This is a genomic window from Isoptericola sp. NPDC055063, assembly GCF_053608125.1.
Map to the genome: position 1 here is coordinate 91,965 of NZ_JBSGUW010000010.1, position 18,960 is coordinate 110,924.

Here is an 18,960-nt window from a genome sequence, read left to right on the forward strand (position 1 = left end):
TCATGGAGAAGTTCACCACCCACACGGGCGTCGGGGTGCCGCTGCGCCGCAGCAACGTCGACACCGACCAGATCATCCCCGCCGTCTACCTCAAGCGCGTCACCCGCACGGGCTTCGAGGACGCGCTGTTCGCCGCCTGGCGCGGCGACCCGTCGTTCGTCCTCAACCAGGACGCCTACAAGTCCGGCTCGGTGCTGGTCGCCGGCCCCGACTTCGGCACCGGCTCGTCCCGCGAGCACGCCGTCTGGGCGCTCAAGGACTACGGCTTCCGCGTGGTGCTCGCGCCCCGGTTCGCGGACATCTTCCGCGGCAACTCGGGCAAGCAGGGCCTCGTGGCCGGCGTCGTCGCGCAGGAGGACATCGAGATCCTCTGGAAGATCCTCGAGACCAAGCCCGGCACCGAGGTGACCGTGGACCTCGAGGCGCGCACCGCGCACGCCGACGACGTCACCGTGCCGTTCCAGATCGACGACTACACGCGCTGGCGCCTCATGGAGGGCCTCGACGACATCGGCCTCACGCTGCAGCACGAGGACGACATCGCGGCCTTCGAGGCCGAGCGCGCGGCCTGGCGGCCCAAGACCCTGCCGGCCAAGCACCTGCCGAGCGTCCCGATCGAGCCGGCGCGCCCCGTCGGCTGACACCGCCCCGCCGCGTCGAGCGTGCTGACTTGTTCCTCACCCGAGCTGGTTGAGGATCAAGCCGGCACGCTCGATGCATTTCCGGTCGCGTTCCCGGGCGGGTCGGCGGGTGCGGCGAGGGCGCCGCGGACGACGTCGAGCACGGCGTCGTCGGACAGGCCGGCGGCGCGCGCGTCCGCGACGAGGGCGCGGGCCCCCGCCACGATCCCGGCGGGCGGGGGAGCGGTCCCGCCCGTCCCGGCGGCTGCGCCCGCGCGGGCCGCGGGTGCGACGACCGTGCCCGTGCGGCGGCGGGAGACGACGACGCCGCCCGCCTCCAGCTCGCGGTACGCGCGCTGCACGGTGCCGACGGCGATGCCGAGGTCGCGGGCGAGGTCCCGTGACGCGGGCAGCCGGTCGCCCGGCGTCAGCGTGCCGACGGCGACCGCCGCGGCCACCTGAGCGCGGATCTGCTCGTAGACCGGCACCGGCGACGCCAGCGAGACGACGATGTCGCTCATGCGGCGGCCGGGGCCGCGACGGCCGTCGCTGCGGACGCCGCGCGGGGCCGCGCGGCAAGCAGCCCGACGACGATCGAGGCGACGGCGGCGGCGAGGCCCAGGACGGTCACGGTCGTGCCGAGGGCGACCAGGCCGTGGTCGGGGGTGCCGTTGAGCAACAGGTTCTCGCCCCCGGAGCGGACGGCGCTCCCGCCCATGGCGAGGGTGACGCCGAGCCCGACGCCGAGGCACAGCTGCACGGCGCCCAGGAGGCGGGTGGCGCTCGTCGCGCGCACGGCGTCGTCGTGCGCCGCGGGGACGCCGTGCAGGGGCGGGCGGCGCACGATCGCGCGGAGCGTGGCCCACGTCGCCGCGAGGGTGGCAGCGAGGCCCAGCAGCATCGCCGCGCCGTAGGGCCAGCCGGGGTAGGGGCCCGAGGAACCGGTGAGGACCCCGCCGCCGGCCATCGTCACCGGGCCGGTCGGGAACGCGCGGCCGGACCCGTCGGCGGTCAGGCCGCAGGCCACCAGGACGACGGCGAACGCCCCGGCGGTCGCCAGGACGGCCTTGAGGCGCGCGCCGCCGAGCGACCCGACGGTGCGACGGGTCAGCGGGGCCGAGCGGACCTCGCCGCGCGGCCGGGGCCACGTCCGCTCGCCGACTGCTCGCACGGCGCAGAACACCAGGGCGACCGAGAAGGGCGCGACGGCCTGGAGCAGCCCGGGCGCGGGGGCCCACTGCGGCCAGACGACCGGCTGGGCCAGCAGCACGACCGCGCACACGACTGCGGCGCCGAGCGCGACCGACGAGACCAGCAGCTCGTGCCGACGGGCTGCGCGGGCGGGGCCGCCGTCGTCCGACGACCGGCGGGTCACGAGCCACAGCACCAACGCGACGAGCACCGCGGGCAGGGCCACCGCGACCAGCGCCGCGACGAGGACACCAGCGAACATCCGAACCTCCGGGAGCGGGCGGGCTATCACTAATGAGTCAACGCATTGAATCATTGGCGATGCCCGGTGTCCACCGGTGGGCCGTGCGCCCGGACGGTCAGAGCTGCGGCGGTCCCTGCCGTGCGCGATCGAGCAGCCCCTCCGGCGTGGCTGCGGCCGGGTCCCACCAGGAGTCGATGAACCAGGTGGCGCCGGCGTCGGCCATCGCCCGCGCCTGCTCGCGGGCTGCGCCGCGGTCGTCGGGCAGCAGCCCGGAGGCGACGATGTCGAACGTCCCGGCGCCCTGGTCGCCGTCGGTCGCGCGCTGCTCGGCGATCCACGCGGCGAGCTCGCGGACGGCGTCGGGACCCGCCTCCGCCTCCTCGGGGGTGGCGCCGCGCACCTGCGCGACGATGCCGTCCCAGCGCAGCGTCCGCCGCAGGTTCCTCAGCGGCGGTCGCTGCGCGTCCCAGACGCCGACGGGCCACACGGGGATGTGGCCGTGGACCGGGGGAGCGGCGAACCGGAACGGCCCGGTGCGCACGTGCTCGCCGTCGGCCTCGAGCTGCTCGCCCGACCACGACCGGCGCAGGAACTCGAGCGTCTCGTCGAGCTTCGCCGCCCGCTCCCGCAGGTCCGTGACCTGCCCGGGGACGGACGTGAACCCGCGGTCGTCGAGCACGCCGACGCCCGCCGGCAGCACGAGCCGCCCGCCCGAGAGGTGGTCGACGGTGAGAGCGCGCTGCGCCAGCTCCCACGCCCGGTGCCGCGGCACCGCGAAGACCATCGCTCCCAGGGAGATCCGCTCCGTCACGGCCGCGGCGCCCGCGAGGATCGCGAACGGGTCCCACGCCGTGAGGGACTCGCCGCCCCAGTCGGCCATGCTCAGGCCGTCCCAGCTGAAGAAGCCGTCCCAGCCGTGCTCCTCGCACTCGCGCGCGAGCGTGACCATCTGCTGCGGGGAGCCGAAGCTGCCGACGAACCCGAACCTCATGCGCGTCTCCTTGATCGTCACCGGAAGTCTGCGAGGGATGTCCGGCCGACGCTACGCGCGCCGTCCGACATCGTCCCGGAGCTCCAGGAACGTAGGGTGGGCGCGTGCCTGACGAGAACGACAAGCCCCTGGTCGAGATGTGGACCGACGGCGCCTGCAAGGGCAACCCCGGGCTCGGCGGCTGGGGCGCGCTGATGCGCTCGGGCGAGCACTCCAAGGAGCTCTACGGCGGCGACCCGCTCACGACGAACAACCGGATGGAGCTCACCGCCGTCGTCGAGGGGCTGCGCGCCCTGAAGCGGCCCAGCACCGTCGTGATCCACGTCGACTCGTCGTACGTGATGAACGGCATGCGCACCTGGATCGCGGGGTGGAAGCGCAACGGCTGGACCACCGCCGCCAAGAAGCCGGTGAAGAACGTGGACCTCTGGCAGGCGCTCGACGCCGAGGTCACCAAGCACGACGTGCGCTGGGTGTGGGTCAAGGGGCACGCCGGAGACCCCGGCAACGAGCGGGCCGACGAGCTCGCGAACCTCGGGGTCGACACGGTCCGCTGAACCCGTGGCCCGACCCCCGGTGAAGGTGCGACGGACGTCACGCCGCAACCGGTGGCGCGCGCGAATAGGCTGGGCCCATGGCTTCCCACTACGACGTCGTCCTCCTCGGGGCTGGCCCCGGCGGCTATGTCGCCGCGATCCGCGCGGCCCAGCTCGGCAAGTCCGTCGCCATCATCGAGGAGAAGTACTGGGGTGGTGTCTGCCTCAACGTGGGCTGCATCCCCTCCAAGGCCCTGCTGCGCAACGCGGAGCTGTCGCACATCTTCACGCACCAGGCCGACTTCTTCGGCATGTCCGGTGACGTGACGTTCGACTTCGGCAAGGCGTTCGACCGGTCCCGCGAGGTCGCGGACGGCCGGGTCAAGGGCGTCCACTTCCTCATGAAGAAGAACAAGATCGCCGAGTACGACGGCCGCGGCACCTTCCGCGACGCGCACACGATCGAGGTCGCGCTCAACAAGGGCGGCACCGAGACGGTGACGTTCGACAACGTCATCATCGCGACCGGCTCGCAGGTGCGCCTGCTGCCGGGCGTCGAGCTCTCCGAGAACGTCGTGACCTACGAGAAGCAGATCATGACGCGCGAGCTGCCGAAGTCGATCGCCATCGTCGGCGCCGGCGCCATCGGCATGGAGTTCGGCTACGTCCTGAAGAACTACGGCGTGGACGTCACGATCATCGAGTTCCTCGACCGTGCCCTCCCCAACGAGGACGCAGACGTCTCCAAGGAGATCGCGAAGCAGTACAAGAAGATGGGCGTCAAGATCCTGACGTCCACCGCCGTCCAGACCATCAAGGACAACGGCTCGTCCGTCACCGTCAGCTACAAGGGCGTCAAGGACGACAAGCCCGGCGAGCTCGTCGTCGACAAGGTCCTGTCCGCCGTCGGCTTCGCGCCGAACGTCGAGGGCTTCGGCCTCGAGAACACCGGCGTGCAGCTCACCGAGCGCGGCGCCATCGCCATCGACGATCACATGCGCACCAACGTGCCGCACATCTTCGCCATCGGCGACGTCACCGCCAAGCTCATGCTGGCGCACGTCGCGGAGGCGCAGGGCGTCGTCGCCGCCGAGACCATCGGTGGCGCCGAGACCATGACTCTGGGCGACTACCGCATGATGCCGCGCGCCACGTTCTGCTCCCCGCAGGTCGCGTCGTTCGGCCTCACCGAGCAGCAGGCCAAGGACGAGGGCTACGACGTCAAGGTCGCGTCCTTCCCGTTCATGGCCAACGGCAAGGCCCACGGCCTCGGCGACCCCACCGGGTTCGTCAAGATCGTCGCCGACGCCAAGTACAACGAGCTGCTCGGCGCCCACATGATCGGCCCGGACGTCTCCGAGATGCTGCCCGAGCTCACCCTCGCGCAGAAGTGGGACCTCACCGCCGACGAGGTCGCGCGCAACGTGCACACGCACCCCACGCTCTCCGAGGCCGTGCAGGAGTCCATCCACGGCATCGTGGGGCACATGATCAACTTCTGACCCACCCGGTCGGACCAGATCGTCTGGTCGATGGCCCGGAACCGCGGACTGCCGCGGTTCCGGGCCATCGTCTTCCTGGGGCAGCGGAGCACATGCCGGCCAGCCAGGAGGCCAGCTCCGTCCGCAGCTCCTCCGCGTCGAGCCCTTTCAGCAGCTTCTCGGGTCCAGAGAAATGGGCCGTGATCTCCTCGGCCAGCGTGCTGCGGTCCCGGCCCGAGAGGTTCCCGAGGCTGGAGAGCGAGCTGAACCCGCGCCGGTCGAGGTCGTCCAGGATCTCGACCGCCATGGCGCGCTGAGACGGAAGGCCGTGCGCGAGCGAGATGTGCATCTGAGCGAGACCCCGCACGTGGTGGGCGAGGGTGGGCGTGAGCGAGAGGCGTTCCGCGAGGCTGGCGGCGGGCAGGCTCGCCATCGCCTCCGACGAGGTCAGGCCCGCCTTCCTGAGCGCGGAGCGGCAAGGCTCCATCGACCCGACGTCGAGCAGCGACGACCGGGGGTCGTCGCCGAGCTCGTGGTGCAGCCTGGTCCGTACTTCTGGCACCTGCAGCAGGTCATGGAGCTGTGGGTCGTTCACGTACCACGCTGCAAGGTCGCGTCGGGACCGGACCGCAAAGGTCAGGCGGCTCACCGCCGCGTCCTGAGCAGGTTGTGGCCTGCTTGCCAGGTAGCAGGCATAGGCGTAGTGCGCCGAGGTGGTCCAGGCGACGGATGCGTGGGGGGATGGATCGGGACCGGCCGACAATGGCGGGGAAGCCTCGTGATCCCCGCGACCGAGCTGGTCCAGCTCCGCATCCAGCGTGTCCAGCGCCGATTTCAGCGCGCGACGGCGGCGGCCGATCTGCGCGCGGGCCGCACGTGTCAGGACACGTGTCCGGTCGACCTCGCCGAGACGCTCTGTCACGAAGCGTCGCAACGTCTCGACCGGTTGTGCGTCCGATCCGAGGGTGGTGAGCGTGTATCGCATTCCCGGCTCATACCCGAACGCCTGGGCCAGATCGGCGATCAGGCGTTCGCGGCCTCTGTCGTCGGCCTCTTCGCCCACGGGATCGCGGAATCCTTGGAGCCGACGCTGCGCCCCGGACCAGGTCTGATGGGGCTTCTTCAGATCTTCCTCGAGCGCCCCCAGCGCAGCGAGGAGATCGGTGTCGTCGGCGCGTGCATGTTCCAGCTCGTGACGGGCCTGCTTGGCGAGGAGCTGGAGCCCGCCGTCCACATGAGGACCGCCCTGCTTGCTCAGCCATTTGTCGATGAGTCGTTGCATCGCCGAAGCCGGCACCCGAAGTTCTTCTGCGAGCCTGCTGGCATCTGAGCTTTTCCCTCGATCGTGACCCTTGCCCTTGCCCTTGCCCTTGCCCTTGCCCTTGCCCTTGCCCTTGCCCTTGCCCTTGCCCTTGCCCTTGCCCTTGCCCTTGCCCTTGCCCTTGCCCTCAGGGTTGGCCGTGTCCTTGGCCGTGTCTTTGGCTTTGTTCGTGTTCTTGGCCTTGGGCTCGTCTACCGCGTCGAGCGCATCCATGAGGGCATCGAGGTACCGCTTGTCGGTCGCGGTGAACTCGACCGGTGCCTGGCGGAGAATCGATGGGCCCGACACTCCGCGCCTCTCGTTCCGGAGCGCGAACTCGTAGTTGATCGTCAGCGCCACGCGCGTGTACAGCGCGCGGAGCCGGAGGAGCGTGTAGGGCGTGTGCGCATCGAGATCGCCCCCGGTCTCGCCGGGAGCAACGGCCAAGAACCCCGCCTCCCTGGCGTTGTCGAGTGCATAGGTGAGCCAGTCGCGATAGCGACGGATCTCTTCGGGGCTCGTCGACCAGCGATAGATCGACCGACGGTGCGCGACCTGGGCGAGCCAGTTGCGAGGGTCGAGGTCGACGGCGTTGCCCAGGACGAACGGTTGAGCCTTCTCCTTCTCGCGAAGGTCCGTGGTCGCCACGTAGTGCAGACCGAGGCTGCGCCAGTCGCGGGCGCCCCCGAGCCCGGCGAAGTCGTCCGGGTATGCCTCGGCGAGGGCGACCAGGAGAGTCGCCGCGGCGAACCGGTGCAGGTCGACGGTCACGTCGGCAGCGTCGTACTCCTTCAGATCCTCCGCGCCCAGTCGAAGGGCGTCCCTCTCCACGTCGGCGGACGTCACCTGGTTGCCGTTCCGCGTGACCACGACGGAGATCTTGTCCTGCGTCGCGGCGTCGACCAGCACGTTCCACGGGGAGGTGCCCAGCACGGTCCGCAGGAAGCGGTACGCGATCGTGGCGGCCTTCCCCCCGGGGATTCCGTCGAGGGCGTTGTCGAGAGCTGATACGTCACTCCCACGAGGTACTTCCAGCCCGCGACCAGGCGTGGCACCAAGATCGCAGACGAGCGCGGCCACGTGCGCGGCGTCGACAGCGGACACGGCGCCGTCGCTGCGCGTCGCGGTGATGGTGACCCGGAGACGTGTCGCCAGCCAGGTTCCCACGGCGAACATACCGACCATCGCTCCGGCGATGCCGCTCAGCACGATGTATCCCGCGCTCCGAAGGACGGCAGTCACGAGGCAGATGAGAAGGGCCAGCGGCGCGCCGAACACGACGGAGCACGTCCACGCCAACCACCGGTCGGACAAGAGCTTGCGGACGAACCGACGATCCGGGGACCACGGCCGGACGGCTGCAACGATGGTCACCAGCGTGGATGCGGCGAGCACTCCGAGCGCAATCCTGAGCAGACGGGACCCGACCGGCTCGGTGATGGCGCCGCTTGCGTCGAAGGCCAGTGCCGGGCCCCACGTCAGCAACAATGCGGACACGACGATCGAGACGATCCCTGAGCATGCCAGGAAGCTCCGTCGTCGGGCGCTGAGCACGGGCCAGTCACCGAGCGGCGTGAGCGCACGCGCGGCGAGCAGGAGAACGGCGATGACTCCGGCCAGGACGAGGAACGACTGCCCGAGGGACTTCATCACGTCCGTGAACGACGTCCACGCCTGCGCCATTCGCTCCAGCGGCCCAGGTGGTGGCGGGAGCATCTGCTCGGACGCCGCCTCGGCGACCTCGTTGGCAGTCTTGTTCGCGGCATCGACCGCCAGCGCCTCGTGGGCCGCGGCCAGCGCAGCGGGCCAGTCTGCGCTCTCGCGCAGAGCATCAGCCCTGGCCGCGAGTGCGGCGGAGGTGTCGACGGCGGCCCTGGCGGCTGCATACTCCGTCGCGCACTGCTCGATATCCTCGTTGGACTTGATGTGGTCCACGGCACGGACCGGAAGCGCCGCGGCGGTGAGCGACGCGGCCGTCGCGCACACTGCTTGCGGCGGAGGCGATCCGGAGGTCACGAGCAACAGGGCGACGCACGACACCGCGGCGTCCAGCACGAGATTTCGCATGTCGGCCCCCTCGGCGAGTTCGACTGACGTGCCCCCTCATGATCGTGCGGTCGACCGTGTGCTTCGCACAACGTTGTTGCAGAGAATTCAGGGCAAGAGGCCGGGTGAATTCCCGTGCAGGGAACGTCGGGTCGTCCGGTGATTCGAGCATGAGGCAGAGTGCCAGGTCGACACTTCACCCTCGCTGTGCGACCAATCGAATGTCGGTGCAGACCTACGATCGTGAGAGGCCGCGTGACCTCACGGGCCTATGGCGCTGGGGGTGTCGCTGTGGAGCCGATACGACCATTGGTACTCGTGCGCGGATTCGGCGGACCTGACCTTACCGAGGTGCAGGGCAATCCCTATCAGGGATTCAACGACGGTTCGGTCTATCCGGGGCGCAGCGGCGACAACTACATCTATGAAGGATTCGTCCTTCGAGCGCTCAAGTCCACGGCCTATCGATACACGGACGCGACCAACGTCGTGGGTTACTACCCCGAGGACGTCGTCCCCCCGACCGAGCTGCGAAGTCTCACAGAGGACGACGTCCGGGGCACCGTGGTCCTCCATCCCGAGATGGAGGAGCGGGTCCTTGCCTCGGGAGTAGGCGGCACGATCTGGGTCTACAGGTACTACGACCTGCGGCCGCGCGCGCTCGCCCGCTACGGCGAGGGGCTCCGGAGGCTCGTGGAGCTGATCGAACGTTCGGCGCGGCGCCATGGCGAGAACTTCACCGGCGTGGACATCGTCGCTCACAGCATGGGTGGGCTGGTGGTCCGCGAGGGCCTGAGGCGCATGCACCAGGCACGGGAAGGATCGGCCTTCGACCTGGTCCACCGGGTGGTCACGCTGGGCACTCCGCACCGCGGGATCGCGTTCCAACGTGCGCCGGACTGGCTGCTGCGAATGCTCCCGCCGGTCGCCGGCGCGGAGGACGAGCTTTCTGCGTTCGACCCGACGAAGGCCGAGTTCACCCGCTGGGCGACCTGCTTCGACGTCTCCCGTGTCCTGACGGTCGTCGGTACCAACTACCGCACCTACGGGCCCGCTGTCGCCTCGGCCGCCAACCGGTGGAGCACGTTGACCGACGAAGGGAGCCTGGCGACGAACCGCAGCGACGGACTCGTCAAGCAGGCGTCCGCCCAGCTGCCCGGAGCGCCCCGCACCTTCGTGCACAAGTGCCACGGCGGAGCGGACTCCCTGGTGACGTCCCGAGAAGCCTATGAGATCGCGATGCGTTTCTTCCACGGCTCCCACAAGGTGTCCCTCTGGCTGGACGCGGCCGAGATCAGCCGTGGAGGCGACCTCTTCGGCCGGAGCGAGTTCTATCTCGGCGTGTCGATCAAGCCGCGATTCGTGGACTTCGAGCTCATGCACCAGGACTCCGAGTCCGAGAACTGCTACGGGCCGTTCCGCCGGGCCGACCTGATGGACGACCTCCCTGACCTCGAGGGGGAGCTTCGCAAGCCGCTGGCGGAGTTCGGCGACCGGACGACCGGCTGGGCCGGACCCGATCGCCTCGTGTGGGAGGGCTGGATCGACGCCGCCTTCACGACCGGCGTAGGCGATCGCGCCCCGGGAGCGAGCGTCCAGGGCCTGGTGTTCCGGCTCGACGTCTACGTGGGCGAACGCGACTCCTACGGGATCGGCTTCTCAGACAACGTCGTCTTCCGCAAGCAGTACTACGTGCAAGTCTTCCCCGGGGACCCTTGGGAGCTGTACGTGCACACGGGCGAGAAGTATCTGGGAACCCGTTCGTCCGCCGACCAGGGCACGCTGCGTACGCTCGCCCGACCAGAGGCCGGGGCCGAGGTCCAGGCAGCCGGTGTCGTCCCGGATCGCCCCGACCAACGGACCTTCCGCGTCGTGGGCACCGGGTTCGGGGCGACCTTCCGGATAGGGGTCGAAAGCGACCGACAGGGGTGAGGAGTGCCAGGGCGGCTCACGACACCACGCGGACCCGCAGCTGCTTCTGCCCGTACACGACGCGGGTCGTGATGTCGGACGTCCGGGTCCGCTCGAAGGCGGTCCTGCCGGAGCCGATGACGAGGCTGAGCCGGGCCTCGTCGTTGCGCAGGTTGCCCTTCAGCAGCTTCTGGACCCCGTCGAACGACGTGGCGTCGTAGAACTCGTCCTGGAAGGTGTTGCCGCCCACCACGGTGACCACGCCGCTCTTGCCCTTGAGGCGCTTCGGGATGGTGAATTCCTCGCGGAAGAACGACCGCGTGACGCCCTCCGAGCCGACCACCTGGGTGCGGAGGACCAGGGTCTTGCCGGCGCGGACCTTGGCCGTCTTGCCCGTCACGTCGACCCAGCGGCCGCCGGTGCGCTGCTGAATCTTCGCGACCCGGTACCGGCGCGCGTTGTCGCTCACACTGACCTCGTTGGTCACCCCGGTGAGCCTCACGTTCGAAACGGACGAGAGCGTGGCCACGACGGCCGGGAGGTCGAAGGCGCCCGTGGAGCCGATGTCGTCCGCCGACCGGTACCGGTCGGCGTACCGCAGCCGGAACGGGGTGCCGCTGCGGGTCCCGGTGATCGTCCACGCCTGGGTCTCCGACCCGCCGATGGTCCCGTCCACCACCCGGTCGTGGTTCGCCACCCCGGCGAGGAGCGTGACGTCCGCGAGGGCGGACGGCGCCAGCACCTGCGTCGTGCCGGTGCGCGACCTGCCGTGGTAGGTCACCTTCGACGTGATCGGCGTCGGTGTGGGGGAGGCGCCGAAGGTGCCGGCGATCCCGGCCAGGCGGTCGTCGGTGACGGTGCCGCCGACCTCGCCGACGTTCGCCACCTTGAACGGCACGCCCAACGGGTCCTCCTGGACGTAGACCGCGTCCGCGGCCGCCAGCCCCAGGCGCGCCCTGCCGGTGAAGTTCAGCGGGTGCCCGAACGCGACCACCCGGTCGCCGCACACCGAGGTCGCGGTGCCGACGCCGGCGAGGGTGATGTCGCCGTGCGACAGCACCGCGGCGACGTTGCCCCCGGCGACCACGGTGTCGATGCCGGCGGCCGTCGCGCTGCTGGACCGGCCGATCCGGTAGGAGTCCGGGGTCACCAGCTCGCTGCCGCCGGCTGCCTTGACCGCTGTGCGGGCGCGCGTCAGGTCGATCCCGCCGACCCCCATCGGCATCGGCAGCTGCCGCAGGCCCTGGGCGGCCTCCGTCCGCGTCACGTCGGTCTCGGCCGCGATGCGCGTCGCCAGGCGGGTCCCCACCGCCACCTCGGGGGCGGCCTTCGCGGCGCCGAGGTAGCCCTGCATGTCCTCGTAGGGCGTGATGCCCGCGACGGGGGAGCTGCCGAAGGCGAGGCCGTACGCGACCGCGCCGATCAGCCGCCCGTCCTCCGCGTACACCGGCGACCCCGACATGCCCTGCCAGATGCCGCCCGCCGCGTCGATCGCCGGGGAGTGGAGCTCCGCGACGATCATGTCCAGGTCGGGGGCGATGCCGTCCGACAGGACGCCGAGCACCTCGCCGGTGAACGACTGCGGGGTGGTGCCCTTGCTGACCGTCAGCCCGGTGACCGGAGCCCCGCTCACCACGTCGGAGACCGGGAACGGCGCCGCGCAGTCGGGGGTGGGAGCCGCCGTCGCCGTCGGGCCCACCGCCACCAGGCTGGTGAGCACCAGCGCGGTCGCCGCGCCGGACGCCGACAGCCGTGCCGCGCGACGCACGCTCCCGGAGCCGTGCGACCGCCGGCCGTGTGCGGTAGGTCGTCCTTCGGAGGGGGAAGTGGGCGTCGTCGCCCCGCCGTCCCCGGCGGCCGAATTCAGCATCCTCACAGCATCGGCGACGCTGCGGTCTGTCGTTGCCGAGGACACGGGTGAACTTTCTGCCGCCGGGTCGCCGGGCTTGTCCTGGGGAGCGTCCTCCCCCGAGGATCGGGCCGCCGTGCGCGCGTGCCGCGGTCCTGGCCGGCCGGACGACGGAGACGAGCAACGGTGAAGTGGACCCTGGGTGCGGCAGGCGCAGGTCGGTCGTCGATGTCGGCGGACGCGTTCTGGGAGCTCGTGTCCCTGACGGACGGGCGCGTCGACGAGGGCGCGTTGGCCCCGCTCGGGGAGGCGCTGACCAGGCTGCGACCGGCGCGCATGACGGCGTTCGGCGACCACTTCCGCGCGGCGCTGAAGGCCCTGGACACCGACGTGCACCGGGGACAACTGGTACGGGACGTCGACGACCCGCTGGGCGCAGAGCTCCCGATGTCCGACGACGTGTTCCTCTACACCGCTGCGCGGTGGTCGGCGCCGGTCGGGCGGCGTGGGAGGCCGTGGTCGCGGACCCGGCCGTGCTCGCCGCGAGACCGTGGCAGATGGCGGACGGCGAGCTGCTGCTCGCGCTCGTCGAGGAGGCGTACGACGACCGCACGGGCGAGGTGTTCGAGCTCGATCCGACCGACGAGGAGAGCACCGACTGGCTCGACGCAGGGTACGGGTTCGACATGGCGGTACCCCACCCGGCGGCCAGCACCTGGGCGGAGCTGACGTTCTGCGAGGCCCTCAATGCCGACGCGGGCTGGCGTGCCTGGTGGGAGCGCAGCGGCCGCGCGACCCTCCGGGTGTACCCGTTCGTGACGCCGCGCCCCTCGGGAGACGTGCGGGTGCGGCGACGGCGGCGGACCGTCGACGTCGAGATCGAGCTGGACTCCGCGTGGCGGCACGGCCACGACCCCCCAGCAGCTCGCGGACGCGGTGGTGCGTGAGATCCAGGACCTGGTCGAGCTCGCCGCCGCACGGCTGCGCATGCCAGCACATCCGGACTGGCCGCGCATCGGGCAGGTCCCCGAGGACCTGTCCGAGTACGACTTCGTCGAGGACGACGTCACCCCGGCGATGCTGCGCGACACGGCCCTGGCGATGGGCCTGTCGCGGGACCAGGCGGACAAGCTCCTCGCCGGAACCGACGCCGGGCACGACCGCGCCTGAGGGCGGTCCGCCGGCGGTCATGGCGGTCCGGCTGCTAGGCGAGCGTGCGCGCGGCGTGCTCGAGCCAGCGGGCGACGACGGCCAGCTCGTCGGGGGTGAAGCCGTCGGTCAGGCGGTCGTTCAGCTCGGCGAGCGCGGCGCGGACGTCGGCCAGTGCCTCTGCGCCGGTGGGCGTGAGGTCCAGGCGGACGGTGCGCCGGTCGTCGGGGTCGGTGCGGCGGCGCACGAGGTCGGCGCGCTCCATGCGGGCGAGCAAGCCGCTGGTGCCGGCGGGGGAGGCCTGCAGGGCGGTGGTGACCTCGCCGATCGTCGCGCCGGGGTGGTCGGCGAGGTGCAGCAGCACGCCGGCGGCGGGGGCGCCGAATCCTTGGCCGCCGTTCCCGGCGCTGCTCCCGGCGGCGTGCGCGCCGCCGCGTCGCGCGATCCAGCGCCGCATCTGGCGCTCCGCCGCGGTGGTGAGGAACACCAGCCGCGGCGGGCGGCGCGTCATCGGCGCGGCTTCCTGGCGCGGAAGCGGACGTTCCCGTCCTCCTGCGTCGGCGCGGCGTCGGCGCGGGCGTCGAGCCAGGCGAGGAGCTCGGGCCACAGCGTGTCGCGCAGGCCGCGGCGGAAGAAGCCCAGGTGCCCGATCGCGTCCACGCCGCCGTCGGCGGGGCTCCACGTGCGGCGTTCGATGTTGGCGGACGTCAGGTGGTCGGTGATCGCGTCGATCTGGGCGGGCGTGGCCCACGGGTCGTCGGTGAAGCCGACCGCGAGGACGTCGCCGGTGACGCGCGCGGCGTCCGCGGTGGCGGTCATGGTCGGGTCGTCGAAGAAGTAGTGCGGCATCGTCGTCCAGCGGCTCCACTCGAGCATCGCGGCGGAAGGCATGTCCTCGCCGAGGCTCAGCCGACGCCCGGGGACGTAGCCGAGCACCCGCGCCGTCGCGGGGCCGAGCGCCCGCAGGATCAGCCGGACGCGCGCCCGCTCGGCGCGGTCGGGGATCGTGGACGTCGCCGCCACGTGCGACGCGACCGTGACGAACCCGGCCAGCCCCCGCGAGCCGTTCCCCAGGGCCAGCGCGTGCCCGCCGATGCTGTGCCCGATCGCCAGCTGCGGCACGTCGCCGAACCGCGGGCGCGCCCACGCCGCGACCGCGGGGACGTCGTCGGACATCCAGTCCCGCATGCGCAGGCCGCGATGCTCGCGCGGGCTGCCCGACCGGCCCGTGCCGCGGTAGTCGTACGTGATGGCCACGTACCCTTGGGCGGCGAGGAACTCCGCGAACCCCCTGTACAGACGCTCGGGCACCGCCGTCGCTGGGTGGATCACCACGACGCCGCGCGGCGGCTCGTCGGTGGGCTTGCGCACCGTGCCGACGACCCAGCCGCCCGCCGGGATCTGGATCCGCAGCTCCTCGGAGTCCACCGTCGTCGGATCGTCACTTCGCATGCGAAATACCCTAGCGGGCTGTGTGACCGGGCCCGCGGTCGAGCAGCCCCGAGAACCGGTCGCGTGTCGCACTCTTCGGTCGTGAACCTGCCGAGCCGGCCGCGACGGAGGCCGCCGCCGTGGCCGCAGACCTCTACCAGCCGCAGAAGGCGTCGCGCATGCCTCCGACCGTCCTCACCAGCGCCGGCATAATCGGAAGCCGCGCGATTGCGTCGCCGACGAGCTGGTCAGTCGCGCGCTCGCGTTCACGCTCGGCGTGCGGACGGCAGCGGCGTGGTGCGGGGCGTGGGTACCCAGTCGTGGTCGGTCGGCTTGGCCCGCGACGCGCTGCCGTGGACCTGTGTCTGCGGCGGCACCTGCGAGGAGAACGCCCACGACACGTCGAACGTCGCCATCATGCCGACCTTTGCGAGTCCGCGCAGGTCGTCCACGAGCGAGCGGACGTCGGCGTGCGGCTCGGGCGCACCGTTCGCGATCGTCACCACGACCACTGGTCACCGCCTGCCGGGTGTCAGGAGCCGTTGTGCGAGGGAGCGCCCTGCGTCTTCCGTCGTGGCGTCCGCCGGCCGACGGGCCCGGTGACGACCTCGGCCTCGATGACTTGATGAGGGACGGTACCTCCGCCTTCGCCTCACGACTTCGCTTGCGCCTGACCCCTGTGCCATTCCTGACGGTCTCGTAGCCCCAGCATCTCTCTTACCTCGGACGACGGCTCGCACGCGCGAGGGGGATCCTCGCGCGTGCCCGGCAGGTCACGCGGCGTGTTCCACCGACGGGGCGTCGGGGGTGTCGGTGCCCGTGCCGGCGAGGGCGGCGAGCGCCTCGTCCAGCAGCCGCCGGATCCCGCCCGTGACGAGCGTGCAACCCGACTCGATCGAGGCGGCCTGCTTCGTGATCGCGGCGGCCGACTTCTTGATCGCGTCGAGCTTCTCAAGGTGCTCGATCGCGGCAGTGACCCGCTCCTGCGCCGCCACGATCTCGGCGCCTCCGCCGGTGCTGCGGGCCGACGTGATCGCCACGGTCCGCAGCAGCAGGACGACGGTGCGCAGCAGGTCGGGCTCGTCGACGTCGGGGTCGAACGCGAGCACGACGCGACGCGGCCCGAGGACGCGCACCGATTGCCCGGCGTTCTGCTCGACGGTGCGCACGATGCCGAGCGACGCCTGGGCACGGCGGTTGCGCTCGGCCATCTCGAGGTAGTCGCTCCAGCCCTTGCGCGTGGAGTCGGTCATCTCGAGGACGACGTTCGCGTCCTCACCGGTGACGGCCAGCACGCCGTCGCCCTTCTTGCTGTTCGGCAGAGCGCCGACGGCGGTCGTCGTGTCGTCGTATGCGTCGCCGAGGCCGGCCGCGACGTCGTGCATGATCGCGTGCAGCCGGCTCTCGAACGCGCCGCCCTTGATGGGTGTCACTTGCGCGACCCGCGTGCGGGCGTCCTGCACCTTGATCTGGTTGGCGAGCTCGTCGACCTTGCGGCCGAGCTCGAGGTTCTGCGCCTCCAGCCGCGTGGCGAGGTGCTGATGCTGCTCGGTCAGGGCGGCGGCGTGCCGGGCGATCGGCGAGGTCGGGTCAGCGGGGTCGAGGTGCTTGGCAGCCTGCTGGAGCAGTTGCCGGGCGCCGTCGTTGACCTGCTTCTCGAGCTGTGTGCCGAACGACGTGAGAACGGGCTGGAGGCGCTCAAGCAGTTCGGGGCTTTCGCCCGCGAACAGTCGACGGGTTTCGTCGAGGAGCTGGGACTTGGCGGCGGTGACGGCGGCCGTCAGTTCATCGCGGGTGGTGCGGTCGGCCTCGACGATGGCCTTGCGGGCCTCATCGGTGGCCTTGGACATGCTGTCGGTCGCGGTCTTCGCCGCGCGGGCGGTGAGCTCGGCGGCGGTGGTCGTCGCGGCGGCGGTCTGGGTGCCTACGTCGGCCACCATCCGCTCCAGCGCCCGGGCCTCGACGGTCTGGCCCGTCGCGGCGAGCGCACGGGCGCCGAGGGTGAGGGCCTCGGTCGCGAACGCGGTGACGTCGGCGCCTGCGAGCGCCGACTCGTCGTCGACGGCCTGCGCGCGGACACCGCCTGTCCAGCGTCGCGCCTCGCGGACAACGGCGCTGTCGTCGATGGAAAGGTCGTGCACGAGCAGCACGCGGCCGGTTTCGTCGAGCTGGGCACCGGTGGGGACGTGGTTCATGGCCTTGCTCCTTCCTGTTGGGCCGCCGGACGTGGCGACGGGACCAACGGTGATGCCCCGTTCCGCTGCTGGCAATGCTTGTCTATGTGTAGCCCACTAAACAGTGCTGAGGCGATGGCGGACACCGGATGGGGATATGGTCAGTGCGATGAGGAGGTGGGAAGCATGGGCGGGACCCTGACGAAGCGCGACATCGCGATCGCCGCTGGCGTGACGCGCCAGGCGGTGACGAACTGGTGCCGACGCGCGACCGTGCACGGCGCGCTCCACCCGTTTCCGGCCGCGGTCGCGTCGACCGCAGGGGTCGAGCGGTTCGACAGCGACGAGGTGATGGCCTGGCTGTCCGCGACAGGCCGGGGTCGAAACTCCGACGCGTCTCTCGACGCGCCCGCGCTCACTCCTCCGGACGATGCCGTCCTCGAGGACGCGGTGGCTCTGCTCGCGCTGCGGTCCCAGTCAGGTGACGACCTCGCCGACCTCACCCGGTACGAGATCGGTGCGCTCGTCGCGAGCGTCGACCCGCAAGACCGAGTTCTCGCGTCGGAGGCGGCCTCGGCGGCCGCGTCCCATGCGCTGCGTGAGTACGTCGACGGACTGTGGGAGTCGGCATTCGGCCCCGGCGATGCCCTGGACCGCCTCCTGTCGAGCAGGCTCGGGCGCGAGCTCGGGGAGCGCGGCCTCACGCGGGACGCGGTCGACCTACTCGGCGTGGTCGCCCGTGCCTGCGCGCAGTACCTCGGTGCAGGGGCTGTCGTGCTCGACGCGCCCGACGCCGTGGCCGGTGCGCTCGGCGAGGACGCTATCGTCGTCACGCCGCACGACCGCGAGCTGCGGCGTCGCCTCATGATCCGCGGCGTCTCGACGGCCGAGGCGGCTGCGAGCGTCGTGCACGTCGCCGCGCTGGTGGGGCTCGGCGACGACGAGGTGCTTGATCGCGTCGACGACATCGCCGACGGGCTCGCGGGCGGCAGCGTGGCGATCGTCCTTGGCCCGTCCTCGGTGCTCTGCGACGAGGTCCGAGGCGAGATCCTGCGCCGGCGCCGCGCCACGCTCGACGTGGGCAACCTTGTGGCGACGGTGCGACTGCCGCGCGGCTGGTGGCGCGGGGCGCACCGGCAGGCCCTCGGCCTGTGGGTGCTGCAGAGCACCCGCGAGGAGCGGTCCCCGCTCGTTGCCGACGTCACCGGGAAGGCCGTGAACGTCGGCGACGTGGTCGACGACGTGCTCGGTGCGCTCGCACAGTCCCGGGCCCGCCGGTTTCGGTACGGGCGCGCCCTGCGCTATGACCGCGTCGCAGCGGGGAACCCGCTGGTCCCGCCCGGCATGGCCCCGGCGCCGCTGCGTGGCGCGGACCTCGGGCACCGCGACGCGCTCACAGCCGCGTCGCTGCAGACCAGCGACCCTGTGCCCGGGTTCGACGTCCTCGTCCTGCCCGGCCGTGACGAGCCCGCACCCCCGCCACGCTCGCTCGGCCAGATGCTCGACGAACGCGCCGCCCGCCGCGTGCGTGGCTCCCGCATCGCCGATGAGCACACCGAGCCGTCCGGGACGACGCGCATCCTGTCCGCCGACCCCACCGAACCGGAGCGGCGCATCGACCCACTCGTCGCGGCGCAGCACTACGACCGCGCGCAGCGCACCGAGCCGGGCGACGTGGTGGTCACCGCGACCCCGCGGCCCTACGCGCTCGTCGACGAGGTCGGCGGCGCCCTCATACGCAGCCCGAGTGCCGTCGTCCGGCTCAGTGAGCACGCCGGCATCGGGCCGCACGCGCTCGCGGCGTGGATCGACCACCTACAGAGTCCGGCCGCCGATTGGCGCGCCTGGCCCGTGCCGCGCCTCCCGCCTGATCAGATCGCCTCGGTCGAGGCGACGCTCACCGCGGCCGCCGCCCACCTGCGCGAGCTGCGCCGCCGCGAGGCCGCGATGCACGACCTCGTCCACCACCTCGTCCAGGGCGCCGCCATCGGCGCGCTGGTGCTCGACCCCGCCACCGCACGGAAGAAGGCCGGCTGA

The 18,960-nt window shown here is 71.7% G+C and carries 16 protein-coding genes and 1 pseudogene; 8 read left to right on the forward strand and 9 right to left on the reverse strand.

The features are described from left to right. Nucleotides 1-2 precede the first annotated feature (2 nt). Entirely contained in the window at nucleotides 3-641 is a 639-nt protein-coding gene (leuD, locus tag ACWF41_RS13625) for a 3-isopropylmalate dehydratase small subunit (protein WP_380325848.1), read from the forward strand. A 56-nt stretch (nucleotides 642-697) separates the two neighbouring features. Here leuD and ACWF41_RS13630 read toward each other — a convergent pair whose 3' ends face one another. The 3 genes from ACWF41_RS13630 to ACWF41_RS13640 form a co-directional block, all read right to left on the reverse strand. After that, nucleotides 698-1,141, reverse strand: coding sequence for a GntR family transcriptional regulator (locus tag ACWF41_RS13630; RefSeq protein WP_380325845.1), 444 nt, complete (start codon nucleotides 1,139-1,141; stop codon nucleotides 698-700). Then, nucleotides 1,138-2,073, reverse strand: a complete 936-nt coding sequence (locus ACWF41_RS13635) for a hypothetical protein (protein ID WP_380325842.1) — start codon at nucleotides 2,071-2,073, stop codon at nucleotides 1,138-1,140. Before ACWF41_RS13635 ends, ACWF41_RS13630 begins: the two co-directional genes overlap by 4 nt. A gap of 97 nt (nucleotides 2,074-2,170) precedes the next feature. Beyond that, nucleotides 2,171-3,046 (reverse strand): LLM class flavin-dependent oxidoreductase, encoded by an 876-nt coding sequence (locus tag ACWF41_RS13640; RefSeq protein ID WP_380325839.1) that lies wholly within the window; start codon nucleotides 3,044-3,046, stop codon nucleotides 2,171-2,173. 104 nt (nucleotides 3,047-3,150) lie between these two features. On the opposite strand from ACWF41_RS13640, the gene rnhA reads away from it, so the two are divergent. Both rnhA and lpdA read left to right on the forward strand, forming a co-directional pair. Continuing rightward, nucleotides 3,151-3,603 carry a ribonuclease HI gene (gene rnhA / locus ACWF41_RS13645; RefSeq protein ID WP_452182694.1) on the forward strand — a complete coding sequence of 151 codons (453 nt, stop codon included), beginning with the start codon at nucleotides 3,151-3,153 and terminating at the stop codon, nucleotides 3,601-3,603. 77 nt (nucleotides 3,604-3,680) lie between these two features. Next, nucleotides 3,681-5,084, forward strand: a complete 1,404-nt coding sequence (lpdA, locus tag ACWF41_RS13650; RefSeq protein WP_380325836.1) for a dihydrolipoyl dehydrogenase — start codon at nucleotides 3,681-3,683, stop codon at nucleotides 5,082-5,084. Here the strand turns inward: lpdA and ACWF41_RS13655 are convergent. Next, the gene (locus ACWF41_RS13655) at nucleotides 5,074-8,430 is read right to left on the reverse strand and encodes a hypothetical protein (RefSeq protein WP_380346799.1); all 3,357 of its coding nucleotides are present in this window, start codon (nucleotides 8,428-8,430) and stop codon (nucleotides 5,074-5,076) included. The two genes, lpdA and ACWF41_RS13655, sit on opposite strands and share 11 nt — an antisense overlap. Before the next feature lie 297 nt (nucleotides 8,431-8,727). Between ACWF41_RS13655 and ACWF41_RS13660 the strand changes: the two genes are divergently transcribed. Next, entirely contained in the window at nucleotides 8,728-10,341 is a 1,614-nt protein-coding gene (locus tag ACWF41_RS13660; RefSeq protein ID WP_452182697.1) for an esterase/lipase family protein, read from the forward strand. Between the two features lie 16 nt (nucleotides 10,342-10,357). Here ACWF41_RS13660 and ACWF41_RS13665 read toward each other — a convergent pair whose 3' ends face one another. Continuing rightward, a complete protein-coding gene (locus ACWF41_RS13665) occupies nucleotides 10,358-12,088 on the reverse strand; it encodes a SpoIVB peptidase S55 domain-containing protein (protein ID WP_380316137.1) in 1,731 nt (576 codons plus the stop codon). Nucleotides 12,089-12,397: 309 nt separating this feature from the next. Here ACWF41_RS13665 and ACWF41_RS13670 point away from each other — a divergent pair. The 3 genes and pseudogenes from ACWF41_RS13670 to ACWF41_RS13680 form a co-directional block, all read left to right on the forward strand. Then, a pseudogene (locus tag ACWF41_RS13670) lies at nucleotides 12,398-12,631 on the forward strand (DUF4240 domain-containing protein); the annotation flags it as partial. A gap of 20 nt (nucleotides 12,632-12,651) precedes the next feature. Then, nucleotides 12,652-13,116 carry a hypothetical protein gene (locus ACWF41_RS13675; protein WP_380316246.1) on the forward strand — a complete coding sequence of 155 codons (465 nt, stop codon included), beginning with the start codon at nucleotides 12,652-12,654 and terminating at the stop codon, nucleotides 13,114-13,116. Next, nucleotides 13,109-13,339, forward strand: coding sequence for a hypothetical protein (locus ACWF41_RS13680; protein WP_380316140.1), 231 nt, complete (start codon nucleotides 13,109-13,111; stop codon nucleotides 13,337-13,339). The genes ACWF41_RS13675 and ACWF41_RS13680 overlap by 8 nt, the downstream gene beginning before the upstream one ends. A gap of 34 nt (nucleotides 13,340-13,373) precedes the next feature. Here the strand turns inward: ACWF41_RS13680 and ACWF41_RS13685 are convergent, their stop codons facing one another. From ACWF41_RS13685 to ACWF41_RS13700, 4 genes are all read right to left on the reverse strand, one after another. Continuing rightward, nucleotides 13,374-13,829 carry a MarR family winged helix-turn-helix transcriptional regulator gene (locus tag ACWF41_RS13685; RefSeq protein ID WP_380316148.1) on the reverse strand — a complete coding sequence of 152 codons (456 nt, stop codon included), beginning with the start codon at nucleotides 13,827-13,829 and terminating at the stop codon, nucleotides 13,374-13,376. Beyond that, on the reverse strand, nucleotides 13,826-14,770 hold the full coding sequence (locus ACWF41_RS13690; protein WP_380316151.1) for an alpha/beta hydrolase family protein: 945 nt from the start codon (nucleotides 14,768-14,770) through the stop codon (nucleotides 13,826-13,828). The genes ACWF41_RS13685 and ACWF41_RS13690 overlap by 4 nt, the downstream gene beginning before the upstream one ends. A gap of 245 nt (nucleotides 14,771-15,015) precedes the next feature. Further along, a complete protein-coding gene (locus tag ACWF41_RS13695) occupies nucleotides 15,016-15,252 on the reverse strand; it encodes a hypothetical protein (RefSeq protein WP_380316154.1) in 237 nt (78 codons plus the stop codon). A gap of 270 nt (nucleotides 15,253-15,522) precedes the next feature. Continuing rightward, a complete protein-coding gene (locus tag ACWF41_RS13700; protein ID WP_452182701.1) occupies nucleotides 15,523-16,944 on the reverse strand; it encodes a hypothetical protein in 1,422 nt (473 codons plus the stop codon). Nucleotides 16,945-17,109: 165 nt separating this feature from the next. Here ACWF41_RS13700 and ACWF41_RS13705 point away from each other — a divergent pair, with 165 nt between their 5' ends. Continuing rightward, nucleotides 17,110-18,960 carry a hypothetical protein gene (locus ACWF41_RS13705; RefSeq protein WP_452182703.1) on the forward strand — a complete coding sequence of 617 codons (1,851 nt, stop codon included), beginning with the start codon at nucleotides 17,110-17,112 and terminating at the stop codon, nucleotides 18,958-18,960.